Origin of the sequence: Streptomyces sp. NBC_00667 (assembly GCF_036226825.1) — a bacterium.
In the GTDB taxonomy this organism is placed as follows: Bacteria; Actinomycetota; Actinomycetes; order Streptomycetales; family Streptomycetaceae; genus Streptomyces.
On the sequence record NZ_CP109022.1, the window covers coordinates 7,060,486 to 7,080,305 of the forward strand.

The 19,820-nt window shown below is 67.6% G+C and carries 18 protein-coding genes; 13 read left to right on the top strand and 5 right to left on the bottom strand.

Translation table 11 applies throughout. The features are described from left to right. Positions 1-511 precede the first annotated feature (511 nt). The 4 genes from OHA81_RS32155 to OHA81_RS32175 all read left to right on the top strand — a co-directional run bounded on the left by OHA81_RS32155 (position 512) and on the right by OHA81_RS32175 (position 2,405). Entirely contained in the window at positions 512-1,033 is a 522-nt protein-coding gene (locus OHA81_RS32155) for a hypothetical protein (RefSeq protein ID WP_329202677.1), read from the top strand. Positions 1,034-1,151: 118 nt separating this feature from the next. Continuing rightward, complete coding sequence (locus OHA81_RS32160) at positions 1,152-1,328, top strand: hypothetical protein (protein WP_329201797.1); 177 nt, start codon at positions 1,152-1,154, stop codon at positions 1,326-1,328. A 101-nt stretch (positions 1,329-1,429) separates the two neighbouring features. Continuing rightward, on the top strand, positions 1,430-1,990 hold the full coding sequence (locus OHA81_RS32165) for a DM13 domain-containing protein (RefSeq protein WP_329201799.1): 561 nt from the start codon (positions 1,430-1,432) through the stop codon (positions 1,988-1,990). A 286-nt stretch (positions 1,991-2,276) separates the two neighbouring features. Beyond that, positions 2,277-2,405, top strand: coding sequence for a hypothetical protein (locus OHA81_RS32175; protein WP_329201801.1), 129 nt, complete (start codon positions 2,277-2,279; stop codon positions 2,403-2,405). A gap of 273 nt (positions 2,406-2,678) precedes the next feature. Here the strand turns inward: OHA81_RS32175 and OHA81_RS32180 are convergent, their stop codons facing one another. From OHA81_RS32180 to OHA81_RS32190, 3 genes are read right to left on the bottom strand one after another with little or no spacing between them, the layout of a single operon-like run. Further along, a complete protein-coding gene (locus OHA81_RS32180) occupies positions 2,679-3,977 on the bottom strand; it encodes an ArsB/NhaD family transporter (protein ID WP_329201802.1) in 1,299 nt (432 codons plus the stop codon). After that, complete coding sequence (locus OHA81_RS32185) at positions 3,974-4,441, bottom strand: CBS domain-containing protein (RefSeq protein WP_329201804.1); 468 nt, start codon at positions 4,439-4,441, stop codon at positions 3,974-3,976. Before OHA81_RS32185 ends, OHA81_RS32180 begins: the two co-directional genes overlap by 4 nt. Beyond that, complete coding sequence (locus OHA81_RS32190) at positions 4,428-5,708, bottom strand: cation:proton antiporter (protein ID WP_329201805.1); 1,281 nt, start codon at positions 5,706-5,708, stop codon at positions 4,428-4,430. The genes OHA81_RS32185 and OHA81_RS32190 overlap by 14 nt, the downstream gene beginning before the upstream one ends. A 201-nt stretch (positions 5,709-5,909) precedes the next feature. On the opposite strand from OHA81_RS32190, the gene OHA81_RS32195 reads away from it, so the two are divergent. From OHA81_RS32195 to OHA81_RS32225, 7 genes are all read left to right on the top strand, one after another. Continuing rightward, on the top strand, positions 5,910-6,227 hold the full coding sequence (locus OHA81_RS32195; RefSeq protein WP_329201806.1) for a hypothetical protein: 318 nt from the start codon (positions 5,910-5,912) through the stop codon (positions 6,225-6,227). A 1,433-nt stretch (positions 6,228-7,660) separates the two neighbouring features. Next, positions 7,661-8,170 carry a hypothetical protein gene (locus OHA81_RS32200; RefSeq protein ID WP_329201807.1) on the top strand — a complete coding sequence of 170 codons (510 nt, stop codon included), beginning with the start codon at positions 7,661-7,663 and terminating at the stop codon, positions 8,168-8,170. Between the two features lie 70 nt (positions 8,171-8,240). Next, positions 8,241-9,752, top strand: a complete 1,512-nt coding sequence (locus OHA81_RS32205) for a flotillin family protein (RefSeq protein WP_329201809.1) — start codon at positions 8,241-8,243, stop codon at positions 9,750-9,752. A 430-nt stretch (positions 9,753-10,182) separates the two neighbouring features. Then, positions 10,183-10,623, top strand: coding sequence for a hypothetical protein (locus OHA81_RS32210; protein ID WP_329201810.1), 441 nt, complete (start codon positions 10,183-10,185; stop codon positions 10,621-10,623). A 1,221-nt stretch (positions 10,624-11,844) separates the two neighbouring features. Further along, positions 11,845-13,548, top strand: a complete 1,704-nt coding sequence (gene ctaD, locus OHA81_RS32215; protein WP_329201811.1) for an aa3-type cytochrome oxidase subunit I — start codon at positions 11,845-11,847, stop codon at positions 13,546-13,548. Positions 13,549-13,593: 45 nt separating this feature from the next. Continuing rightward, a complete protein-coding gene (gene ctaF, locus OHA81_RS32220) occupies positions 13,594-13,983 on the top strand; it encodes an aa3-type cytochrome oxidase subunit IV (RefSeq protein ID WP_329201813.1) in 390 nt (129 codons plus the stop codon). Between the two features lie 28 nt (positions 13,984-14,011). Continuing rightward, the gene (locus OHA81_RS32225; RefSeq protein ID WP_329201815.1) at positions 14,012-15,025 is read left to right on the top strand and encodes an SDR family oxidoreductase; all 1,014 of its coding nucleotides are present in this window, start codon (positions 14,012-14,014) and stop codon (positions 15,023-15,025) included. A 5-nt stretch (positions 15,026-15,030) separates the two neighbouring features. On the opposite strand, the gene qcrB is transcribed toward OHA81_RS32225, so the two are convergent. Together qcrB and OHA81_RS32235 are read right to left on the bottom strand one after the other, a co-directional pair. Then, positions 15,031-16,635 carry a cytochrome bc1 complex cytochrome b subunit gene (qcrB, locus tag OHA81_RS32230; protein WP_329201817.1) on the bottom strand — a complete coding sequence of 535 codons (1,605 nt, stop codon included), beginning with the start codon at positions 16,633-16,635 and terminating at the stop codon, positions 15,031-15,033. Beyond that, positions 16,632-17,555, bottom strand: a complete 924-nt coding sequence (locus tag OHA81_RS32235) for a dTDP-glucose 4,6-dehydratase (RefSeq protein WP_329201819.1) — start codon at positions 17,553-17,555, stop codon at positions 16,632-16,634. The genes qcrB and OHA81_RS32235 overlap by 4 nt, the downstream gene beginning before the upstream one ends. A 240-nt stretch (positions 17,556-17,795) precedes the next feature. Between OHA81_RS32235 and OHA81_RS32240 the strand changes: the two genes are divergently transcribed. Both OHA81_RS32240 and OHA81_RS32245 read left to right on the top strand, forming a co-directional pair. Beyond that, the gene (locus tag OHA81_RS32240; RefSeq protein ID WP_329201821.1) at positions 17,796-19,187 is read left to right on the top strand and encodes a sporulation protein; all 1,392 of its coding nucleotides are present in this window, start codon (positions 17,796-17,798) and stop codon (positions 19,185-19,187) included. Positions 19,188-19,688: 501 nt separating this feature from the next. After that, the gene (locus tag OHA81_RS32245) at positions 19,689-19,811 is read left to right on the top strand and encodes a hypothetical protein (RefSeq protein WP_329201822.1); all 123 of its coding nucleotides are present in this window, start codon (positions 19,689-19,691) and stop codon (positions 19,809-19,811) included. The last annotated feature ends 9 nt before the right edge of the window (positions 19,812-19,820 follow it).

Below are 19,820 nucleotides of genomic sequence, written 5' to 3' on the forward strand. Positions count from 1 at the left end.
AGGGGAGGCGGCCATGACGAGGTGGGGACTCAACGGTCGGCTTGGGGGAGCGCAAACACACCGAGGCGTACGTCATGGCACACGTGGAAGGCGGCCGTGAGCCGGCTATGGCGGAACTGGAGCGGCGAGCGCGTGCTTACACGCCGGAGCACCCCCGGAGCCCGAAGCGTCGCCGGCTCTTCCGCGACGGTGATGGATTTCTGCTGGTGGTCGACGGCGCGTGGCAGTCCCACGCCACCCGCTTCTCCATTGCCGAACTCCTGGACGACACCGACCGTCCAGCACCGGCGGTAGGGGTCGGTGATGAGCCAACGGCGGCTGAGGAACCGCCGGCCATGACACCGGTCGGTCACATGAGCCTCTCCCTCCGTCGTCGCCCGCGCCGCCGATGGAGCGCGATGCGGACGGCGTGCCGGTGAAACCGGCATGGCTGGGACGTGCCGACCTGCCGTGATGCTGCGGACCAGAGGATGCAAGGAGCCGGCCCCGGCGCGCCCCTGACCATGCGGAGGTGGAGCACCGGTTTTCCGGCCGGGCCACCGACTCGGACGCGGACGAGCTGGACGCCCCGACGGCGGGGGCAGTCGGGGCGTCGTTGGGCCGGCTGACCGCGCCGGCGTCGGCGGCCGGGGTGGTCCGCCACGCGATGTCGCACGCCCGATCGGGAGAGGAGTGCACCCTGCAACGCGGTTCGACTGCTGCGGGGTGGTCCCGGTGCCGGAGCACGGCGCCGCAGCCGGCTCGGCCACTGCTACGCGCGGCTGACCGGCCCCCTCCCGGAGGGCTGCACAGCGTCGAGTTCTTGTGGCCGGGGGCGTGGTGGGTGGTCGCCCTGCACGCCGTGGCTCCCCAACACCGGCGCCCGGACCTTGCGACTGCCCTCGCGGGCGGCAGCGGGCAGCAGCCCGGACTGGTATGGCGGCTGCACCCCGGCTACGTCCTGCGCCCCGAGGACCGTGTCGTCCTGGCCGCCACCCGGCGGGGTCTGGCGGAACTGCTTGGGCGCGGGCATGCCCGTACACCCGGGGTCTGATTCCGGGAGCGGTAGCCGTCGGCGGCAAGGAGCGCGGGCCGCGCAGAGGTGGGACCTGTACCGCGCTCCGGGGTCGTGAGAGCCTGGGCCACTACCCTCCCTGCCAGGAGCCCCTTCCATGCGTCGACCTTCCCGGTCCGGTCCCGCGTCCCCTCTTTTCGCCTTCGGCGTCGTCATGACGGCGGCCGGCGCGGTGATGTACGTGCTGCCAGACAGCCCCGGCCTGCCGTTGCTGGCCCTTGGCGCGCTGGTTCTGGCCACCGCCGCCGCGGTGTGGACTGCCGCCCGGCGCTAAGGCCGTAAGGGAACCGTCATCTGCCAGGTCTGGCCGACCTCTGCGCCCACCTCGTTGAATTACGGGCGAGAAGACCTTTGTGTGACGGTGAGGGAGCGGTAGTGCAGGATAGGAAGCGGCGCACAGGGCTGGTCGTCGGCGGACTGGTCACGACCCTGGCAGCCTTGGCCGCCGGGCTGTATTGGTTCCAGCCGTGGAAGCTCTGGCAGGATGCCACGGTCAACGACGCGCTGCCGACCGCCGCTGCCCCGGGTCCCACCTCCTCGCCCACGGCTGCCGCCACCGCAACGCCTTCCGCTCCTGGCGGACCGCAGGTACTCGCCCAGGGATTGCTGATCAGCCACGAGCACGCCACCACTGGCGCGGTGAAGCTGATCCGGCTCCCCGATGGCTCGCGTACGCTCCGGCTGGAGAACCTCGAGACCAGCAATGGCCCGGACCTTCGGGTATGGCTCACCGATGCCCCCGTGAAGGAGGGCACGGCGGGCTGGGGCGTCTTCGACGACGGCAAGTACGTCAGCCTCGGCAAGCTCAAGGGCAACAAGGGCGACCAGAACTACGAGATCCCGGCCGAGGTGAACCTCGCCGACTACACCAGCGTCACCATCTGGTGCGACCGCTTCAACGTGTCCTTCGGAGCGGCGGCTCTCCAGGCAGTGTGACCCTCGCCGGGCCGTGGCCGTGGTCACCCTTGTGCCCGTGCAACCCTGGGCGTCGGGTTCAAGGACGCGTGAATGATCATGTGTATCGGTATCGGGGAAGATGTGGCGGACCGGGAGATACCGGGGAGTCATCTGGCGGTTACGCCGGGATTCTGCGCGACGCGTGTGCCACGGGATGCCGGTTCACCTGTGCCGAGCTGGAGGCCCGTCGGGCCGACGGCGAGCGGGCGGCGGAAGCGGGATGGCCGCTGCGGGCGCTGATCCGGGACCACTTGGCCGCTGCCCGGTGGGTGGAGTCGGCACCGGCTTCCACAGCCTGACCGGCGCCGACCCGGCCGACCCGGTCAACCGCTACACCCTGCAGACTGCGGTGATCGGCACCCGCCTGCTCGACTGGCCCGACACCGAGGCGTAAGCCCGCGCGTCAGCGCGTGCGGTTCCTGCGGGCCGCCCAATGCGCCCGATGCAGCGCAGACGGCGGGCCACTTCGCCGAGGCTGATCAAAACGGCGGCGCTTGCCGCACACGCCACCAGCGGGGCAGGTGCGTCGCGGAGCTTCCCTCCGCCCCACAAGACAACGGTGAGCGCCCCCCACCACAGGGCAAGGGAGGCGGCTTCTGTTCGTCGGCTGCGGTTCATGCAAGGGTTTCGTTCTCCCCTCCCCGAGAGGGGAGGGACTGGCCGGTTCTTATGCCAGGGCGAAGTAGCGCAGCCACAGGTAGAGGGCGGAGATGGCGATGGTGACGGTGGTGACGACGAGTCCGTATTTGGTGAACTGCCAGAAGGTGATGGGGTGGCGGTTGCGTTCGGCGATGCCGAGGACGACGACGTTGGCGGAGGCACCGATGGCGGTGGCGTTGCCGCCGAGGTCGGCACCGAGGGCGAGGGCCCACCACATGACGTGGTCGGGGTCGCCGCCCATGTCGGTGACGAGCTTGCTGGCGATGGGGGCCATGGTCGCGACGTAGGGGATGTTATCGACGATCGCCGACAGCACGGCGGAGCCGCCCAGCAGCAGCATGGAGCCGCCCAGTTCCGCTCCGCCGATGACCTCTGCGAGGGAGCTTGCGAGTTCGCCGATGACGCCCATCTCGATGAGGGCGCCCACCATGACGAACAGGCCCGCGAAGAACGCCAGGGTGGGCCACTCGACCTCCCCGAGCACCTCGCCGGTCTCGACTTTGGAGATCGCGATCAGCAGGCCGGCGCCGAGGAGGGCGACGACGCTGGGCGCGTAGTGCAGGACGGGGTGCAGGACGAATCCGGCGACGACCAGCGCGAGGACGCTCAGGCCCTGGATCAGCAGGCGGGGCTCCTTGATGGCCTCGCGTTCGCGCAGCTCCATGATTTCGGCGGCGCGCTTCTCGTCGTACACGAAGTGCTTGGCGAACATCACCCGGCACAGCAAAACCAGGACGACGGTCAGGACCGCGGCGAGCGGGGCGAGGTGGACGAGGAAGTCGTTGAAGGTCAGGCCGGCCCGACTGGCGATGATGATGTTGGGCGGATCGCCGACGAGGGTGGCGGTGCCGCCGATGTTTGAGGCGAACACCTCGGCGAGCAGGAACGGCACCGGTGACAGCTTCATGCGGTCGCAGACCAGGAGCGTCACCGGGGCGACGAGCAGCACGGTGGTGACGTTGTCCAGCAGGGCCGAGGCCACGGCTGTGATGACGATCAGCATGGCCATCACCCGGAACGGTCTGGCCTTGGCCTTCTTCACCGACCAGATCGCCAGGAACTCGAAGAGGCCGGTCCGCTTGAGGACTCCGACGATCATCATCATGCCGAGCAGCAGGAAGATGACGTTCCAGTCGATGCCCGTCTTGTCCGAGTAGAAGGCCGAGAGGTCGTCGGTGGCGCCGAGGGCCAGCATCAGCGCCGCGCCCCCCAGCGCGGCGGCAACACGGTGGACCCACTCGGTGATGATCAGCAAGTAGACGCCCGCGAAAACCGCGACCGCCGCCCAGCTCTGCCAGCCGCTCACGCCTGCCCTCCCACATCGAGGAGATGGCGCATCAAAGAAGCGCCCGAGACCACCCCGAGAAGTCGGCGTCCTTCGTTGTCGCGGTCGATGACGGCCACCAGCGGTACGTGGGTACGGGCCATGAGCGCCGCGATCTGCAGGATTCCTGCCTCGGGGCCGACGAACGCCGGCTTGAAGGAACGCCCCGGGATCCACTGGGCGACGGTCTTGCCAACCAGCTCGTCGGCGAGGGCGTCAGCGTGCCGGTCGTCGATGACCGCGGCCAGCAGCGGGTCCTCCATGACGTATTCGGGCACCAGCTGGCGTACCAGCTGGGAGCCGGGGACGACCGCGTACGGGGTCCCGTCCGCGTCCAGGACCAGCAGGGCGGGCAGGTTCTGCTCGGCCACCAGACGGACCGCGTCCACGGCGGCGTCGTTGGTCATCACGTGCGGGTAGGGCTCGGCTAGGTCACGGGCGATCATGGGGCTTCTCCTGGTCGAGTCCACGGTTCGAGGTGGGAGTGTCATCGGTCGACTGCGGGGTGGGAGCGCCGTGGTCGTCGTCGCCGGGGATACCGGCGAGGTCTTCCACGTCGAAGAGGCGGGCGATCGGCACGTCGGTGCTGGAGTGGGCGATGATCGAGAAGGCGATGCAGACGGCGATCAGCGTGTACGCCTCCTCACCCTCGGGGATGCTGGCCTGGAGAACGAGCAGGCCGTAGACGACGGACGCGAAGCCCTTCGGACCAAACCAGGCGGCTACCAGCTTCTCCCGCCGCCCGATCCGCGCCCCCAGCAGCGACACCCACAGCGAAGCCGGGCGGATCAGGACGATCGCCAGCACCACGGCCACGTACCCGCCCACCGACAGATCACCGAGCAGGGCCGGGGTCAGCAGCGCGCCGAAGACCAGAAGCGCGGCGAACTTCGCCAGCTCCGCGAGCATCTCGCCGAGCGGCTCGAAGACCGACTTCGCGTCGGGCGAGACGGAGGCCAGGACGGCGCCGGCGGAGAACGCGGCAAGGTAGGGGTTGGCGTGGGTGAGGTGGCACAGCCCGTACAGAATGACCCCAGTCGCCAGCGGCAGCGACGGCTGCAGCTTCGGCTCCGCCCCCAGCAGCCGCAGCCGAACCAGACCCGCCACCACCAGCGGCAGCACCACCCCGAAGACCAGACCGAGACCGAGTTCCAGAGCGATCTCCCCGACGGAGGCATCCGCCTGACCGGAGGTGGGGCCGGCCGCGGCGATGAGAAGCAGGACGACGGGTAGCGCGAGCCCGTCGTTGATGCCGCTCTCCACGTTCAACAACTGCCTGAGTTTGGCCGGCACTTCCTTGCGGCCCACGATCGCCGACGCGAACACCGGATCGGTCGGCGCGAGCACCGCGCCGACGAGGAACGACGTCGTCCAGTCCAGCCCGACCAGGTAGTGGGTGATCAGCGCCATCCCGGCCATGGCCAGCGGCATGCCCAGCCCCAACGCGCGGGCCGGCTTCTTCCAGTTCTCCCGCAGCTTGGGAAACGAAACGTGCATCCCGTCGGTGAACAACACCGCGAACAGGGCCAGATCAGCGGTCACCGAGACGATCTCACTGTCGGCCGTGATGTGGATCAGCCCGAGGAACCCGTCACTGACCAGCGCTCCGCCCAGCAGGAACAGCAGAGAGGTGGACAACACGGTCCTGGCCGCGAGGCCGGACAGCAGCACCGCGACCAGCAGCGCCACACCGAAAACAGCGACGAGCACCATGACGTCAGACCCCGATCCGCGAAGAGAGCTCTCCCTATCGCCGACCAGGCTTCCCGGCACACCACGGCGGACTTTACACGTTCCATACGCCGTGTTGACGGCTCCCTCACAGCAGTTGAGCGAACCGAACCTTGCCGGACTCCAGCATGAACATGCCACCGAAACGCCGCCTATCGTGGGCGTTCGATCCAGGAAGGTCCGATGAACGGCAACCCCACCTACCACGCGATTGCCCTCGCGGTCGGCACGCTGCTCGTGCTGCCCATCCCCGTGGGGGTCCTCGCCGGCTGGACGCCACGCCGCTTCCGGGGACGGTGGTCGGCTGCCCGCCTCCACGCCCGGGCAGTCCTCTGCCTCTACACCCTCATGCCGATCAACGCCGTCCCCCGAATGCTGGACGCGTCCGCGGACACCGTGACGGCCTGCACCTTGCTCGGGTTCGTCTCCCTCGCGGCTTCTGCCGTCTTCTTCATCCGCGCCGAACGCGCCGTAGGCCGTACCCCCACCCGAGTGAGCTGACCAGTGGACAAGCGAGTCAGGGCCTGGACGCGCCGCAATCTCACGGAGTCCCGTCTGGCCGTAGGCCTGGTAGTGGTGGGCGCGCCCACCGCCTTGGCAGGCGCCGCTCTATTCGTCCTTCCCGGCCCCGGCTCCCCCCTGGTGGTCATCGGTCTTTCCCTCCTCATCACCGGTCTGGCCATGCTGGGTTCCACCGCCCGACGCCATTAGCGGACCGCTGGTGGACAGCATGGCCGCACCGGTCCCCGGTCTTAGGCGTAACGCAGTCGTGTGGTCTGGCCGGTGTGCCCAGGTCCAAGCCGTTGACCCCCATCAGCACGGGCCGTCCGGGGCCAGTTCCGATGCCGAGGCGGCCGCAGCTGCCCTGCCGCCCATACGGCCTCGACCACCGGTGCGGACGGCGAAACCCCAAGGAGGAAATCGCCGTGCCGTCGGCACGCCCCACCCCGCAAGCATCGAGCTCGCCTCTTTGAGGACGTACGGTCTGCGTGCGACGGCACCTGGCCGGACACACGACCGGTAGATCGCGCCCCGACACCATGTTGCTGCGGAGCCCGGTACCCTCCCCGCCACGCCGTCCGGCCAGGGGACACGCGGTTCAAAGTGCAGAGGCCGACCGCGACCGAGAGCAGGATGGGAAACCGGCCGAGCAGTGGACCACAGTTCATTGCCACTCGAGTCAGTCCTGCGCCTCAGCGAGAGCGCTGCACTGTCTGCCGGGCGCAGCAGAGAGGTATCGATGGATCTGAACCTGGTCTACCAGGCCACCGCCCTTGTGGCGGCCACCCTCCTCATCCTTCCCTTCCCCGTGGCCATTCTCGCCGGCTGGGCCCCGCCGGGCCTGCCCGTCCGCTCCGCCGCCATCCCGTACGCCTGGGCCATGTTCTGCTTGTACGCCGCCGCGCCCCTCAACACTCTTCCCCGCTTGCTGCACGCGCCCGCCGCTGTCTTGACCGGATGCACGGCGGCAGGGGCCGCTTTCGGTGCGGCAACCATCGTCTGCCTTATCCGAGCCGCTCAACTCGCCCGACGTCCGGCGCCCCCAGAATGCCTAGCCCGCGGTTCGCAGCGCCGCTGAGGAGCACCCGGCACGTGAGGTGCGACGCCCCGCATGGTCTGTCACCACAGGAAGACTTCGGACTCTGTCACGAGCCGTAGCTTCAGCGCCGCCGCGGTCTGCGGTATGCGAAGGGCAGGCTGGCAGGACGAATCCCGGAGTCAGGAGCCACTCGGGACGCTGGTTGGGCCACAACCGACACCGCCTCTGCCAGTCCAGGCGACGGCGTCGTGTGCGCGCGTTGGCGGCCGGCCGGGTTGCCGGTTCTGCGCTAAAGCCCCGTGAAGATTGCCGAAGGTAGGCAATGTGCGGCAACCGCCCGCTCCGGCACGATGCCGTTGTCCGGCGCGAACGCGTGCCAAGCAGGGAGGTGCTCATGGGCTTATTTCTGGGTCTCGGCATCGGGGGAATCGCCCTGCTGGCCTGTTCGCTGGTGTTCGACGGGGTGCTGGAGGGGATCTTCGACGGCGCCCTGGACGGACTGTTCGACGGATGGCTGTCGCTGCCGGTGGTCGCGGGCTTCACTTCGATGCTCGGTTTCACAGGGGCGATCGTGCTCGGGGCCACAGGCTTCGGGCCGGGAGCGGCAGCCGCCGCGGGAGCCGTGGCCGGTGCGGGGGCCGGCTGGCTGACGTACCGGTTCAGCCGCGCCCTCGCCCGCGCCGGCAGCGGGGCCGCCCCGCGCGCCGCCGAACTCCTCGGCTCCGCCGGGATCGTGCTCACCGCCATCCCGGCGGGCGGCTACGGCGAGGTCCTGCTGCGCCATGGTGGCCAACCGGCCAAGTACGCGGCAACCGCCGAGAGGCCACTGGCCCGGGGCGCGGAGATCTGGGTGACGGCGACGCCGTCGTCCTCCTCGGTCAGCGTCCGCGCCGTCGAGCACTGACCAGCTGTTTCACTCTCTCATCCACCACCGATCTGTCCCCTCGACCGAGAGCGGGCAGGGGGGATCAACCATGAGTTCAGTCGTCATCGCGGTCGTGGGAGTGCTCGTACTCCTCGTCCTGCTCGCCCTGGTCGTCGTCACCCGCTACAAGGTCGCAGGCCCCAGCGAGGCATTCATCATCACCGGCCGCCGGGGAAAGAAGTCCACCGACCCCGACACCGGGCAGATATCCACCGACAACAGCGGCCAAAAGGTCGTCGTCGGCGGCGGCGTCTTCGTCGTCCCGTTCGTGCAGCAGCGCTACTCCCTCGACCTCTCCAGCCGCCACATCCCGATCGCCGTCCGGGGCGCCGTCACGCTACGCGGAATCAAGGCCAACCTCGAAGGCGTCGCGATCGTCAAGGTCGGCGGCAACGAAGACGCCATCCGCGCCGCCGCCCAGCGCTTCCTCCAGCAGCAGGACGGCATCGTCGGATTCACCCAGGAAGTGCTCTCCGGAGCCCTGCGCGCGATCGTGGGCCGCATGTCGGTCGAGGACATCATCCGCGACCGCGCCGCGTTCGCCGGACAGGTCGCCGAGGAGGCCGAGGCCAGCCTGTCCGGCCAAGGCCTGGTGCTGGACGCCTTCCAGATCCAGGACATCACCACCGAAGGCTCCTACCTCGAAGACCTCGGCCGGCCCGAAGCCGCACGCGCCAAGCAGGAAGCCGACATCGCCGAGGCCAACTCCCGCCAAGCCGCCGAACAGGCCCGCCTCAAGGCGGAGGAGGAGATCGCCGTCGCCCAGCGCACCCTGTACCTGCGCCAGGCGGAGATCAAGGCGGAGACCGACGCGGCCACCGCCCAGGCCAACGCCGCCGGCCCGCTGGCGGATGCCGACCGGCAGCAGCAGATCCTCACCGAGCAAGAGAAGGTCGCCGAACGCCAAGCGGCCCTGACCGACCGCCAGCTCGACACCCAGGTCCGCAAGCCCGCCGACGCCCGCCGCTACCAAGCCGAACAGGAAGCCGAAGCCCTTCGCGTCGCCCGCGTCAAGCAGGCCGAAGCCGAGCGCCTGGCGGCCATCGCCGCCGCCCAGGCCGAGGCCGAGCGCGCCCGGCTGACCGGTGAGGGTGAGAAGCAGCGCCGCTCCGCGCTTGCCGAGGCCGAGGCCATCGAGGGCGCCAAGCGAGGCGAGGCCGAACTCGCCCGCCGCGCCGCCATCGCCGACGCCGTACGCCTGGAGGGCACCGCCGAAGCCTCCGCCATCTTGGCCAAGGGATCAGCCGAGGCCGAGGCCATGCAGAAGAAAGCCGAAGCCTTCGAAAGCTACGGCGACGCCGCGAAGATCCAGATGCTGGTCGAGGTCCTCCCGCAGGTCGTCGCCAAGGCCGCCGAACCACTTTCCGCCATCGACAAGATGACCGTCATCTCCACCGACGGCGCGAGCAAACTCTCCCGCACGGTCACCGACAACGTCGCCCAGGGCATGGAACTCCTCTCCTCCACCACCGGCGTCGACCTCGCCGGGCTCCTGGGCAACCTCACCACCGCCAAACCCGAGACGAGCACGCCCAACGGCAAGATCGAAATCGCCGGATAGCTATCCACGAGCTGTCGGGGCGCCCGCCCTGGGGAGCGGGCCTTCAAGCCGTGAGCAGGGCAAGACTCAGACGTGAAACGGGGAAGAGCAAGTGGACCACGACCGTGAGCCGGTGTTCAGACGAAGCCAATGGGGCACCCAGAGGTACTACTACAACCCGCGCAATCCCATCGGCCTCACTTTGATCATCGTCTCCCTCCTCTTCGCAGGGACCATGATGCTCCTCATGGCGAATCGGACAGGCCCCTTCGCGCCCGAGCCCGCGCCCACATGGAGTGTGCCACCGGACGAATATGCCTGGCCGCCAGTGTCGGGCAACCCCGCGCCTTGGACGTCCGCGCCGGCCACCAGCACGACAGAACGCTGAGAACCGCGCCCTCGGCGCTTACGGATAAGCGAAGTTCTGAGCCCCGGGCGGAAGGAGGCGGCCATGACGACGTGGGGACTGATCCTGGCGACAACGGAGCGTAGACGCACCGAGGTGTACGTGATGGCGCACGTCGAAGGTGAGCGTCAGACGGCTCTGGCGGAGCTGGAGAGGAGGGCGCGCGACTATACGCCGGAGCACCCCTGGAGCCCCAAGCGCCGGCGCCTCTTCCGCGACGGCGACGGATTTCTGCTGATTATCGACGGCGTGTGGCAATCCCACGCCACCCGCTTCTCCGCTATCGAACTCCTGGACGACACAGACCGCCCTGCAGCAGCGCAACAGGTCAAGGATGAGCCGGCCGCTGCTGAGGAAGCCTCGGCCACGACCCCGGCGACGGCGCCTTTGACACCGGCTCCCGTACCGCTCGAACTGGCGGTAGAGCGCGACGAGGACGGAGTGCCGGTGAAACCAGCATGGCTGGGACGCACTGACCTTCCGTGACCAAAGCGGCTCCCCGGCCGTGGCCGTGACAGGCAGGCGTGGCAATGGCCCGGTGGTGCTCCGGGTCCGGGGCGCAGCCGAAATGTGAGCAAGTGGTCGTTGTTCGTAGAGATCGGGGGAAACGAAGGGCAGCCGATGAAACGGCTCAAGAAGTAACCGGTTCTGCAGAAGCCGCACCCGCGAATTCGAGGAAGGCCGGTCAGGACGCGCGCCGGATCGAGGCTTGGTCGCTGGCGTGGATGCTTCTGGCTTTGGTGATCTGGGGATGGTTCCTATTCCTGATGCTCGCCGACTACGGCCCTGAAATGCCTTCGTACGCGGGGGGCCGCGCCGTGTGTCGGGGTCCGTTCGTCGAACCCTCGCCGCAGAACAGGGTCTGCCGACCGATGAGCTACGCCAGTGGCCCGTACTGCTGGGCGTCGTTGCACTGGGGGCTGTAGTGACCGTTACCGCTGCGGCGACGATGGTGTCCGCGAAGGTCCTGGGCCGTCTGGCTCACCACGACGGCGCGGCCACTGGGCTGAGGGTTGCGGGCAGGGAGCGGCCGACTCAGGTTCAACAGGCCGAGACGGTGCACCCGTGGTTTCGCCGGGCTTTCCAGCGCTTGGCGGCCCGCGGCACTGCCATGCCTGCCAGCCGCCGGCACGACGAGAGCGGCGCCGAGGGCCACGTCGTAGATCCGATTGCTCTCACCCCACGGCCGTCGTCTGTAATCCCATGACGATTGGGGAGGCGACCAGCCACATCCCGCAGAGCAGGATGAGTACGTCGGAGCCCATCTCCGCCCCGCCGTGGGGACGTGAGGCGGCCGCGGACAAGGGCGTGCGCCCGGCCACTATGTCCCTTCGGACACCGGCCGGAAACGGAACACGATCGTGCCGCCGATGAGCTCGTTGTCTGCGCGTCTTCGGGGCCGTTCTGTTGGGCCATCGGCGCGCCAGGCACAGCACCAGGGCCACGAGCAGCATCAGCAGGCGGAGAATCACCGTGCTGACTCCTGCGCAGGCTCTTAACGCCACTGACCTGCGCAACACTGTGATGACTGTGCACCGTCATGACAGCCTCCTCCCGTGTGTTCTTTTCGGGTGCGGGTGGTGAGAGGGTTTCGCAGAGAGAGAAGACGGTTACACGACGTGGTTGGGAGCGCACCACTGCGGGCTGCCGTTTCGCCGTTCGTGGCGCAGTCGCGACCGTGTCCAGTTTCAACAGGAAGAGACGCGTATGACGGCGGTCGACGAGGGCGCGGAATCGCCCGAGAAGGTACGCAAGGGTGTGACCTCAGGGCAGGTGTTGGTGCGATGGGTGACGACCACGGATCACAAGGTCATCGCCCACATGTACCTGATCACCGCGTTCGGCTTTTTCCTCTTGGCCGGGGTGCTGGCCATGGTGATGCGCGCAGAGCTGGCCCGGCCGGGTCTCCAGATCGTTTCCCGATATCAATACAATCAGCTGTTCACCGTTCACGGCACCGTCATGATGCTGCTTTTCGCCACGCCCGCGTTCGTCGGGTTCGCGAACGCCGTCATGCCGCTGCAGATCGGCGCCCCGGACGTGGCGTTCCCGCGATTGAACGCTTACACCTACTGGGTGTACTTGCTGGGCGGCCTGATGGTGGTGTCCGGTTTCCTGACCAGTACGGGGGCGGCGCCGTTCGGATGGTTCGCCTACGCGCCGCTCAACGGGCAGAGTTACAGTCCCGGCCATGGCGGCGACCTATGGGTCATGGGGCTGGTCGTATCCGGACTGAGCACGATCTTGAGTGCGGTGAACTTCATCGCGACCATCGTCTGTCTGCGGGCTCCCGGTATGACCATTTTCCGGATGCCGATCTTCACCTGGAACGTGCTGTTCACCTCAATCTTGGTGCTGCTCGCCTTCCCGGTGCTCACAGCGGCCCTGCTGGCACTCATGGCCGACCGAAAGTTCGGGGCCCACGTTTTCGATGCTGCCAACGGAGGATCGCTGCTGTGGCAGCACCTCTTCTGGTTCTTCGGTCATCCCGAGGTCTACATCGTGGCCCTGCCGTTCTTCGGCATCATTACCGAGGTGATTCCGGTGTTCAGCCGGAAACCGATTTTCGGATATTTCGGGCTTATCGGGGCCACCATCGCCATCACGGGATTGTCGGCCATCGTCTGGGCGCATCACATGTTCGCCACCGGCGCCGTGCTGTTGCCGTTCTTCTCCCTCGCGTCGTTCCTGATCGCCGTCCCCACAGGGGTGAAGTTTTTCAACTGGATCGGCACCATGTGGCACGGGTCACTCTCATTCGAAACGCCGATGCTGTGGGCGTTGGGGTTCCTCGTCACGTTCCTATTCGGCGGTCTCACGGGTGTCATTCTCGCTTCGCCGCCGATGGACTTCCACACAACGGACTCCTATTTCGTTGTCGGGCACATGCACTACGTGCTGTTCGGGACTGTCGTCTTCGCGATGTTCTCCGGCTTCTATTTCTGGTGGCCGAAATTTACCGGCCACATGCTCGACGAGCGCCTCGGGAAGATCCATTTCTGGACGCTGTTCACGGGTTTCCACCTCACCTTCCTGGTTCAACACTGGCTCGGCGTGCAAGGGATGCCCCGGCGATACGCCGACTACCTGGCCGCAGACGGTTTCACCACCCTGAATACCATCTCCTCAATCGGCTCCTTCCTCTTGGGTGCTTCCACACTGCCGTTCTTCTACAACGTCTGGAAGACCGCCCGCTACGGAGAGAAGGTCACGGTGGACGACCCGTGGGGCTTCGGGCGCTCATTGGAGTGGGCGACTTCGTGCCCGCCTCCGCGGCACAACTTCGTAACTCTTCCGCGAGTGCGTTCCGAGTCACCTGCGTTCGACCTGCATCACCCCGAATACGCCGAGAAGGCGCACCCCCACTCGCCGACAGGTGGCGGCGGCAGCGAGGGGGCGCGACAGCGGTGAAGGACAAGCAGCTACCGCAACGAACGGCACGAAGGAGGGCGGAGCATGAAGGATGAGACCTTTCTCTTCGGCGGAATCAGTCTCTTCTTCGCGATGTGCGCCGCGACCTATTGGTGGTTTTCCACCGAACCGGCCGGAACTGCCGCGCTCGTGATCGCGTGTCTGATGTCGGCGCTGGTGTCGTTCTTCTTCTGGCGACAGCATCACAAATCGGGGTCTTTCCCGCAGGAGGAAAAGGAGGCGGAGGTTCGCCACACCGCAGGGCTCGTCGCCTTCTTCCCCCCGCGCAGTGCCTATCCCGTGCTCGCCGCGTTCGGGACGGCGTTGCTGGGACTGGGCGCGGTGTACGGTCTCTGGCTCTTCCTCATCGGCGCCGGAGCGCTTGCCCCAGGGATTTGGGGGTTCGTGTTCCAGTACACGGACCGAAGGACATGAGCGATCGCCTGAGGAACGAGGAGCGAGGATGACGTTCAACGGTATGCGGCAGACGGTCGTGGTGACAGGGGCCAGCGCCGGTGTGGGACGGGCGACAGCCGTCATGTTCGGCGCCCGCGGCGCCCGGGTGGCGCTCCTCGCCCGAGGGAGGTCGGGTCTGGAGGGCGCCGCGGACGAGGTACGTGAAGCGGGCGGGCAGGCGCTGCCCATCCTCACCGACATGGCGGAACCGGACCAGGTGCAAGAGGCGGCCCACCGCGTGGAGGAGGAACTGGGCCCCATCGACGTGTGGGTGAACAACGCCTTCACCTCGGTCTTCGGCTCGTTCATGGACGTGTCGCCGGAGGAGTTCTCCCAAGCGACGCGCTCGACGTACCTGGGCTACGTCAACGGCACCCGGGCCGCCCTGAGCCGGATGCTGCCGCGTGACCGGGGCACCGTCGTACAGGTGGGCTCTGCCCTTGCCTACCGCGGCATTCCGCTTCAAAGCGCCTACTGCGGTGCCAAGCACGCCATCCAGGGCTTCACCGAATCGGTGCGCTGTGAATTGCTGCACGAGAAGTCGGCGGTGCACATCACCATGGTGCAGATGCCGGCGTTGAACACCCCCCAGTTCAGCTGGCTGCGCAGCCACCTGTCCCAGCACGCTCAGCCCGTGCCGCCGATCTACCAACCAGAAGTCGCGGCTCAAGCGGTAGTACGTGCCGCCGACCGCCCGCAGCGGCGGGAGTACTGGGTCGGTTCCTCTACGGTCGTCACTCTGTTGGCGAACGCCGTGGTTCCGGGCCTGCTGGACCGCTACCTCGCGCGCACGGGGTTCGGTTCACAGCAGACGGATTCCATGCCTCCGCCGCAGGGAGGGGGCAACCTCTGGGAACCGGCGGACGAGAGGCGGGACCACGGGACGCACGGCGTGTTCGACGAGCAGGCGCACGCCTTCAGTCTCCAGCTGTGGGCAAGCCGCCACTACGTCGGCCAGGCCCTTGCGGCCGCAGGGCTGGCGGGAGCCGGCTACGCGGTTCTGCGCCGAATCAGGAACTGAGGCGATCAGGAGCGCAGTTGGTCTTCCCGCGGCCTTCTCCCCCCTGACGCGGCACTTTCGTCCTCGCCCGGAAACGGCACCCGGTCGAGGCAGAACCATTTGCTCAGCCTGAGCTTGACTCTGTCACGCCGCCCGGCCGGCGCCCCATCAGCCGGCGGCGGCAGCGGCCGAGACAGATCACGGCACATCAACGTGTACCGCTCGGTGTCGGCGACGGGATAGTGGTCCTCCCGGTAGGTGCCCTCCACGGACTGTGTGATGTGCCCGCTCTCGTCGCCTTCCAGCAGCCGTTCCCTGTCGTGGTTCTGCAGGGCCAGGCACGCACGCCGGGTGAGCCAGAACGCGATCGAAGGGGCTGCGACGGCGGCCGCCCGCAGAGCCCAGGTGAGCCCGTTGAGAGAAACGTCGAAGACCCGGGCTAGCACGTCCTGGCCCCCGGCCATCAGCAGCACTCCGTAGAAGGTGATGCCGGTGACGCCCAGGGCGGTACGCACGGGCTTGTCGCGGGGCCGGTCGCACAGGTGCTTCTCGCCCTTGTCGGCGGTGATCCACCGCTCCGCGAACGGGTACAGGTAGAGGGCGAGGAAGAAGACGAAGGGGAAGACGACGGCCGGCAAGAAAGGATTCCAAGAGATCGTATGACCCCACAACCGGGTTTCGAAGCCCGGCAGGAGACGCATCGCCCCCTCGATGAAGCCGAGGTACCAGTCGGGCTGGGCGCCTGTGGATACGTGGTCCGGCCGGTAGGGCCCGTAAGCCCATACGGGGTTGATCTGTGCGATGGCCCCGATCAGCGCCAGAACGCCGAAGACCATGGCCATGAGGCCGAGGGAGCGGACGGTGAACTGCGGGAACAGCGGATTGCCCACGACGTTCCGATTGCCGCGGCCCGGCCCCGCCCATTGCGTGTGCTTGAGATAGAAGACCAGGGTCAGATGCAGGACCACACCGGCAAGCAGCGCCCCGGGCAGGAGCAGGATGTGACCGGCGTACAGACGCGGGATGATGTCGTGCCCGGGGAACTCCCCGCCGAAGAGAAACATGCTCAGGTAAGTGCCGACGACGGGAATGGACAGGACGAAGCCCTGCGCGGTTCGCAGCCCCGTGCCCGACAGCAGGTCGTCGGGCAGAGAGTACCCGGCGAACCCCTCCAGCATCGTCAACACCAGCAGGGTCATTCCGATCACCCAGTTGGCCTCGCGAGGGCGACGGAACGCGCCTGTGAAGAAGATGCGCAACATGTGTACCCCGATGGCGGAGGCCATCAGCAGGGCGGCCCAGTGATGGACCTGACGGATCAAGAGCCCCGCGCGTACGTCGAAGCTGATGTGAAGCGTGGAGGCGAACGCCTCACTCACCCGGATGCCCCGCAGTGGCGCGTACGGCCCTTGGTACACCACCTCGGTCATGCTCGGCTGGAAGAACAGGGTCAGGTAGACCCCTGTCAGGAGGAGAATCACGAAGCTGTACAGGGCCAGCTCGCCCAAGAGGAACGACCAATGGTCGGGGAACGCCTTGCGCAGCAACGACTTGCCGACATCGAGCACAGGCAGACGCCGATCGAGGTACACGACGGTGTCCTCGGCCATCCGGTCGGCCTTCTGCTTCATCCGTGCCCTGCTTCGAGACAGCAGCACGCGCACACCCTTCCGCTCCATGTGGGCGTTGTCTTCGGGAACAGGCATACCCCGTACACGAGCCTGTATGGGAGTGATTCTTGGGGCGGATGGCAGTGAGCGCCCTTCCCTGTGGGCCGAATGCGGTGGTTCCCGGTTTGCGTGCCTGGGGCCGGGGATAAACGGTCAAGGGGCATGCCAGCCGGCATCTCCCCGGGCTTCCCGTCACACATGACGAGTTCGACGCCGGCGCAGTTGTCCTCTACGTGCAGCCAGTTCCGCACGTGCTGCCCCTGGCCGTGCAGGGTCACTTTTTCGCCGCGCAGGAGCCGGGTCGTGAAGAAAGGAATGACCTTCTCGGGGAACTGGTGGGGGCCGTAGTTGTTCGAGCTGCGCGTCACGCAGACCGGCAGGCCGTAGGTCTGGAAGTGACTCAGCGCCACCAGATCGCTGGCGGCTTTCGAGGCCGCGTACGGGACACCGGGCCGTACCGGGTCGTCCTCGCTCGCCGAGCCCTCGGTGAGCGATCCGTACACCTCGTCCGTCGAGACGTGCACGAACTGCTCGATCCTGTGGCGGCCGGCGCAGGCGGCGAGGGTCTGGGTCCCCAGGACGTTCGTCGCGAGGAAGTTGTCGGCCATGACGAGGGAACGGTCGACGTGGGATTCGGCGGCGAAGTGGACGACGGCCGTGTGCCGGGCCATGAGCGCATCCACCAGCGGGCCGTCGAGGATGTTGCCGTGGACGAACGACAGCCTCGGGTCGAGGAAGGCCTCCCCCAGGTTCTCGGGGTGGCCCGCGTAGGTGAGTGCGTCCAGCACGGTCACCCGGGAGACGTCGTCCCGACGCAGAATCCGCCGGACGAAATGCGAACCGATGAAGCCGGCACCGCCGGTGACGAGAACTTTGTACATCTGACACCCACCTTGGTCGTGGACCGGGAAGGGACGGCGAACCCCCGCAGCTCCGTGGTGCGGGCCATTGGCGAGCCACCGCCTGACTCCAGACAACCGCCGAAACCGATCCGCGCGGGAGGCGAACCAGGGGGGCGAACAACGCACATCCCGTTCCACGAGTCACCGCCGCGTCCTAGGCTCAGATCCCGCGCCCGCGGCACCCACGTCGCGGGCCACCGGCCGGCATGAGGGGGCTCGATGTCGCCCAAGAAGGAACGCCAGGGCAATCCCAACGAGGATCTGGCCCGGCTCATCAAGCAGGCCAGCGCGAGCCACAAATCTCTGGCCGCGCAGATCAACAGGCTCGGGGCTGCAGCGGGTGTGCTACTGCGTTACGAGCACACGAGTGTCGCCAGATGGGTGAATCTGGGGATGATCCCGCGCGGCCGCGCCCCCGAGTTCCTGGCCGCTGCACTGGGCGAACGCCTCGGCAGAGCGGTAAGTGTGGACGAAATCGGCATGTTCAGCAGGTCCGGCGGAAACCCTGACATGGGGTTGGATTTCGCCCGCGACCCCGTCGATGCCATCCGTGTCGCCGCCACCTACTGGAGAACCGTGGACCGCTCCCGCCGCCAGCTCATCAGCAACGGCTTCGCCATCGCCGCCTTCGCCACCCCCGTCACCCGATGGCTGGCCAAGCCCACCGACCCCCCGACCGCGCACCAAGGCGGCCGACAGGTCGGCCGCAGCGACCTCGACGAACTATGGAAAGCCGCCGACGAAGCCCGACTGTGGGACTCCCGCTTCGGCGGCGGGAACTGGAAGGCCAGCTCCGTCACCGAATGCCTGCGCCTGAACGCCGCGCCACTGCTGACCGGCACCTACACCGAAACCATCGGCCGCGAACTCTTCGCGGCAACAGCCGAACTCTCCCGGGTCGTGGGCTGGTCAGCGGTCGACACCGGCCACCACGACGTCGCTCAACGCCACTTCGTCCAAGCCCTGCGCCTGGCACGCGCCGCAGGAAACGTAGAGAGCGGCTGCTACGTCCTGGCCACCATGGCCCTCCAAGCCTTCCTGCGCGGCTACCCCGAACAAGCCGCCGACATGGCCGAAGGCGCCTACGAGCGCGGTCTCGGACATGCCGCACCACGAGTGCTGGCCTTCGCGAAACTTGCCGAGGCTCGAGCCCACGGGCGCACCGGAAACGCCAAAGCAGCCCAAGCCGCGCTCGGCCGCACCGAAGAACTGCTCGACGCGATCCGCCCGGGGAGCCACGACCCGAAACACCTCGCGTACATGACCTACGCACGGCTCGCCGCCGACGCGACCGAAGTACACCGCGACCTCACCGATCCCAGGGGCGCCTTCACCTGGAACGAGCTGGCCGAGCCCATGCCAGCCGACCGCTTCACCCGCGCCACCGGCATCCGCATGGCCGTTCTGGCCACCAGCCACCTCCAAAACCGCGAGCTCGAACCGGGCCTGGCCGCGGCGAACACCTCGCTGAGCATCCTCAGCAACGTCCACTCCAGCCGTGCGCACAACTATCTCCATGACGTCACACGCGCCCTCGGACCCTGGAAAGGGCACCCCGAGGTCGCCGATCTCATCCAACGCACCCGCACTGAGCTACCCGCCGTAGCCTGAGTAGGAGCCGACCGCCAGGGTCACACCTCAAGGCGAATATCCGTGACCTCGTGAGGCGCCTGCCTTGGCCTCCAAGGAGTAGAAAGCGGCGCGTTTGACGTTTAGGCAGTGAAGGGGGTTCGGCTTACGTCAACCCCAAGCCCAACGGCGGAGGCCCGGTGACCACTGCGACACCGCCCACTCATCCCTGAACGGCTGGCCCCACGGGCAGACCCTGTTCGCGCGGCTGGCTCGGAACCGGTGACCAAGGCCGTCCTCGTCACACTGGTGGTCCCCGCCAGCCCGTAGAAGAAGGCCCTCCCCAGCGAGGCTCGTCCGCCCCGTCCGACTGGCAGGGCCCTCCTCGGTACCAAGGGGCTGATGTCGCCGCCCACCCTGAGCTCCTCCCGGACCTCATCAGCCAGAACGCGCACGCCCGGGCGTGGGCTGATGTCACACCCGCCTCATAGCGTCAAAGGCGAGGGTCCGGACCAGGACCGCTGAGGACGTGAGGAGCAGTCCATGGGTGAGATCAGTGTCGGCAGGCAGCACCTTGACCGGTTGCTGGCCGACAGCGCGAGCACGTACGAAGCCCCCTATCAGCGGGCCTTCGCCGAGCTAGGCCGTTTCTCTCGGATCATCTGATCGTTGGTT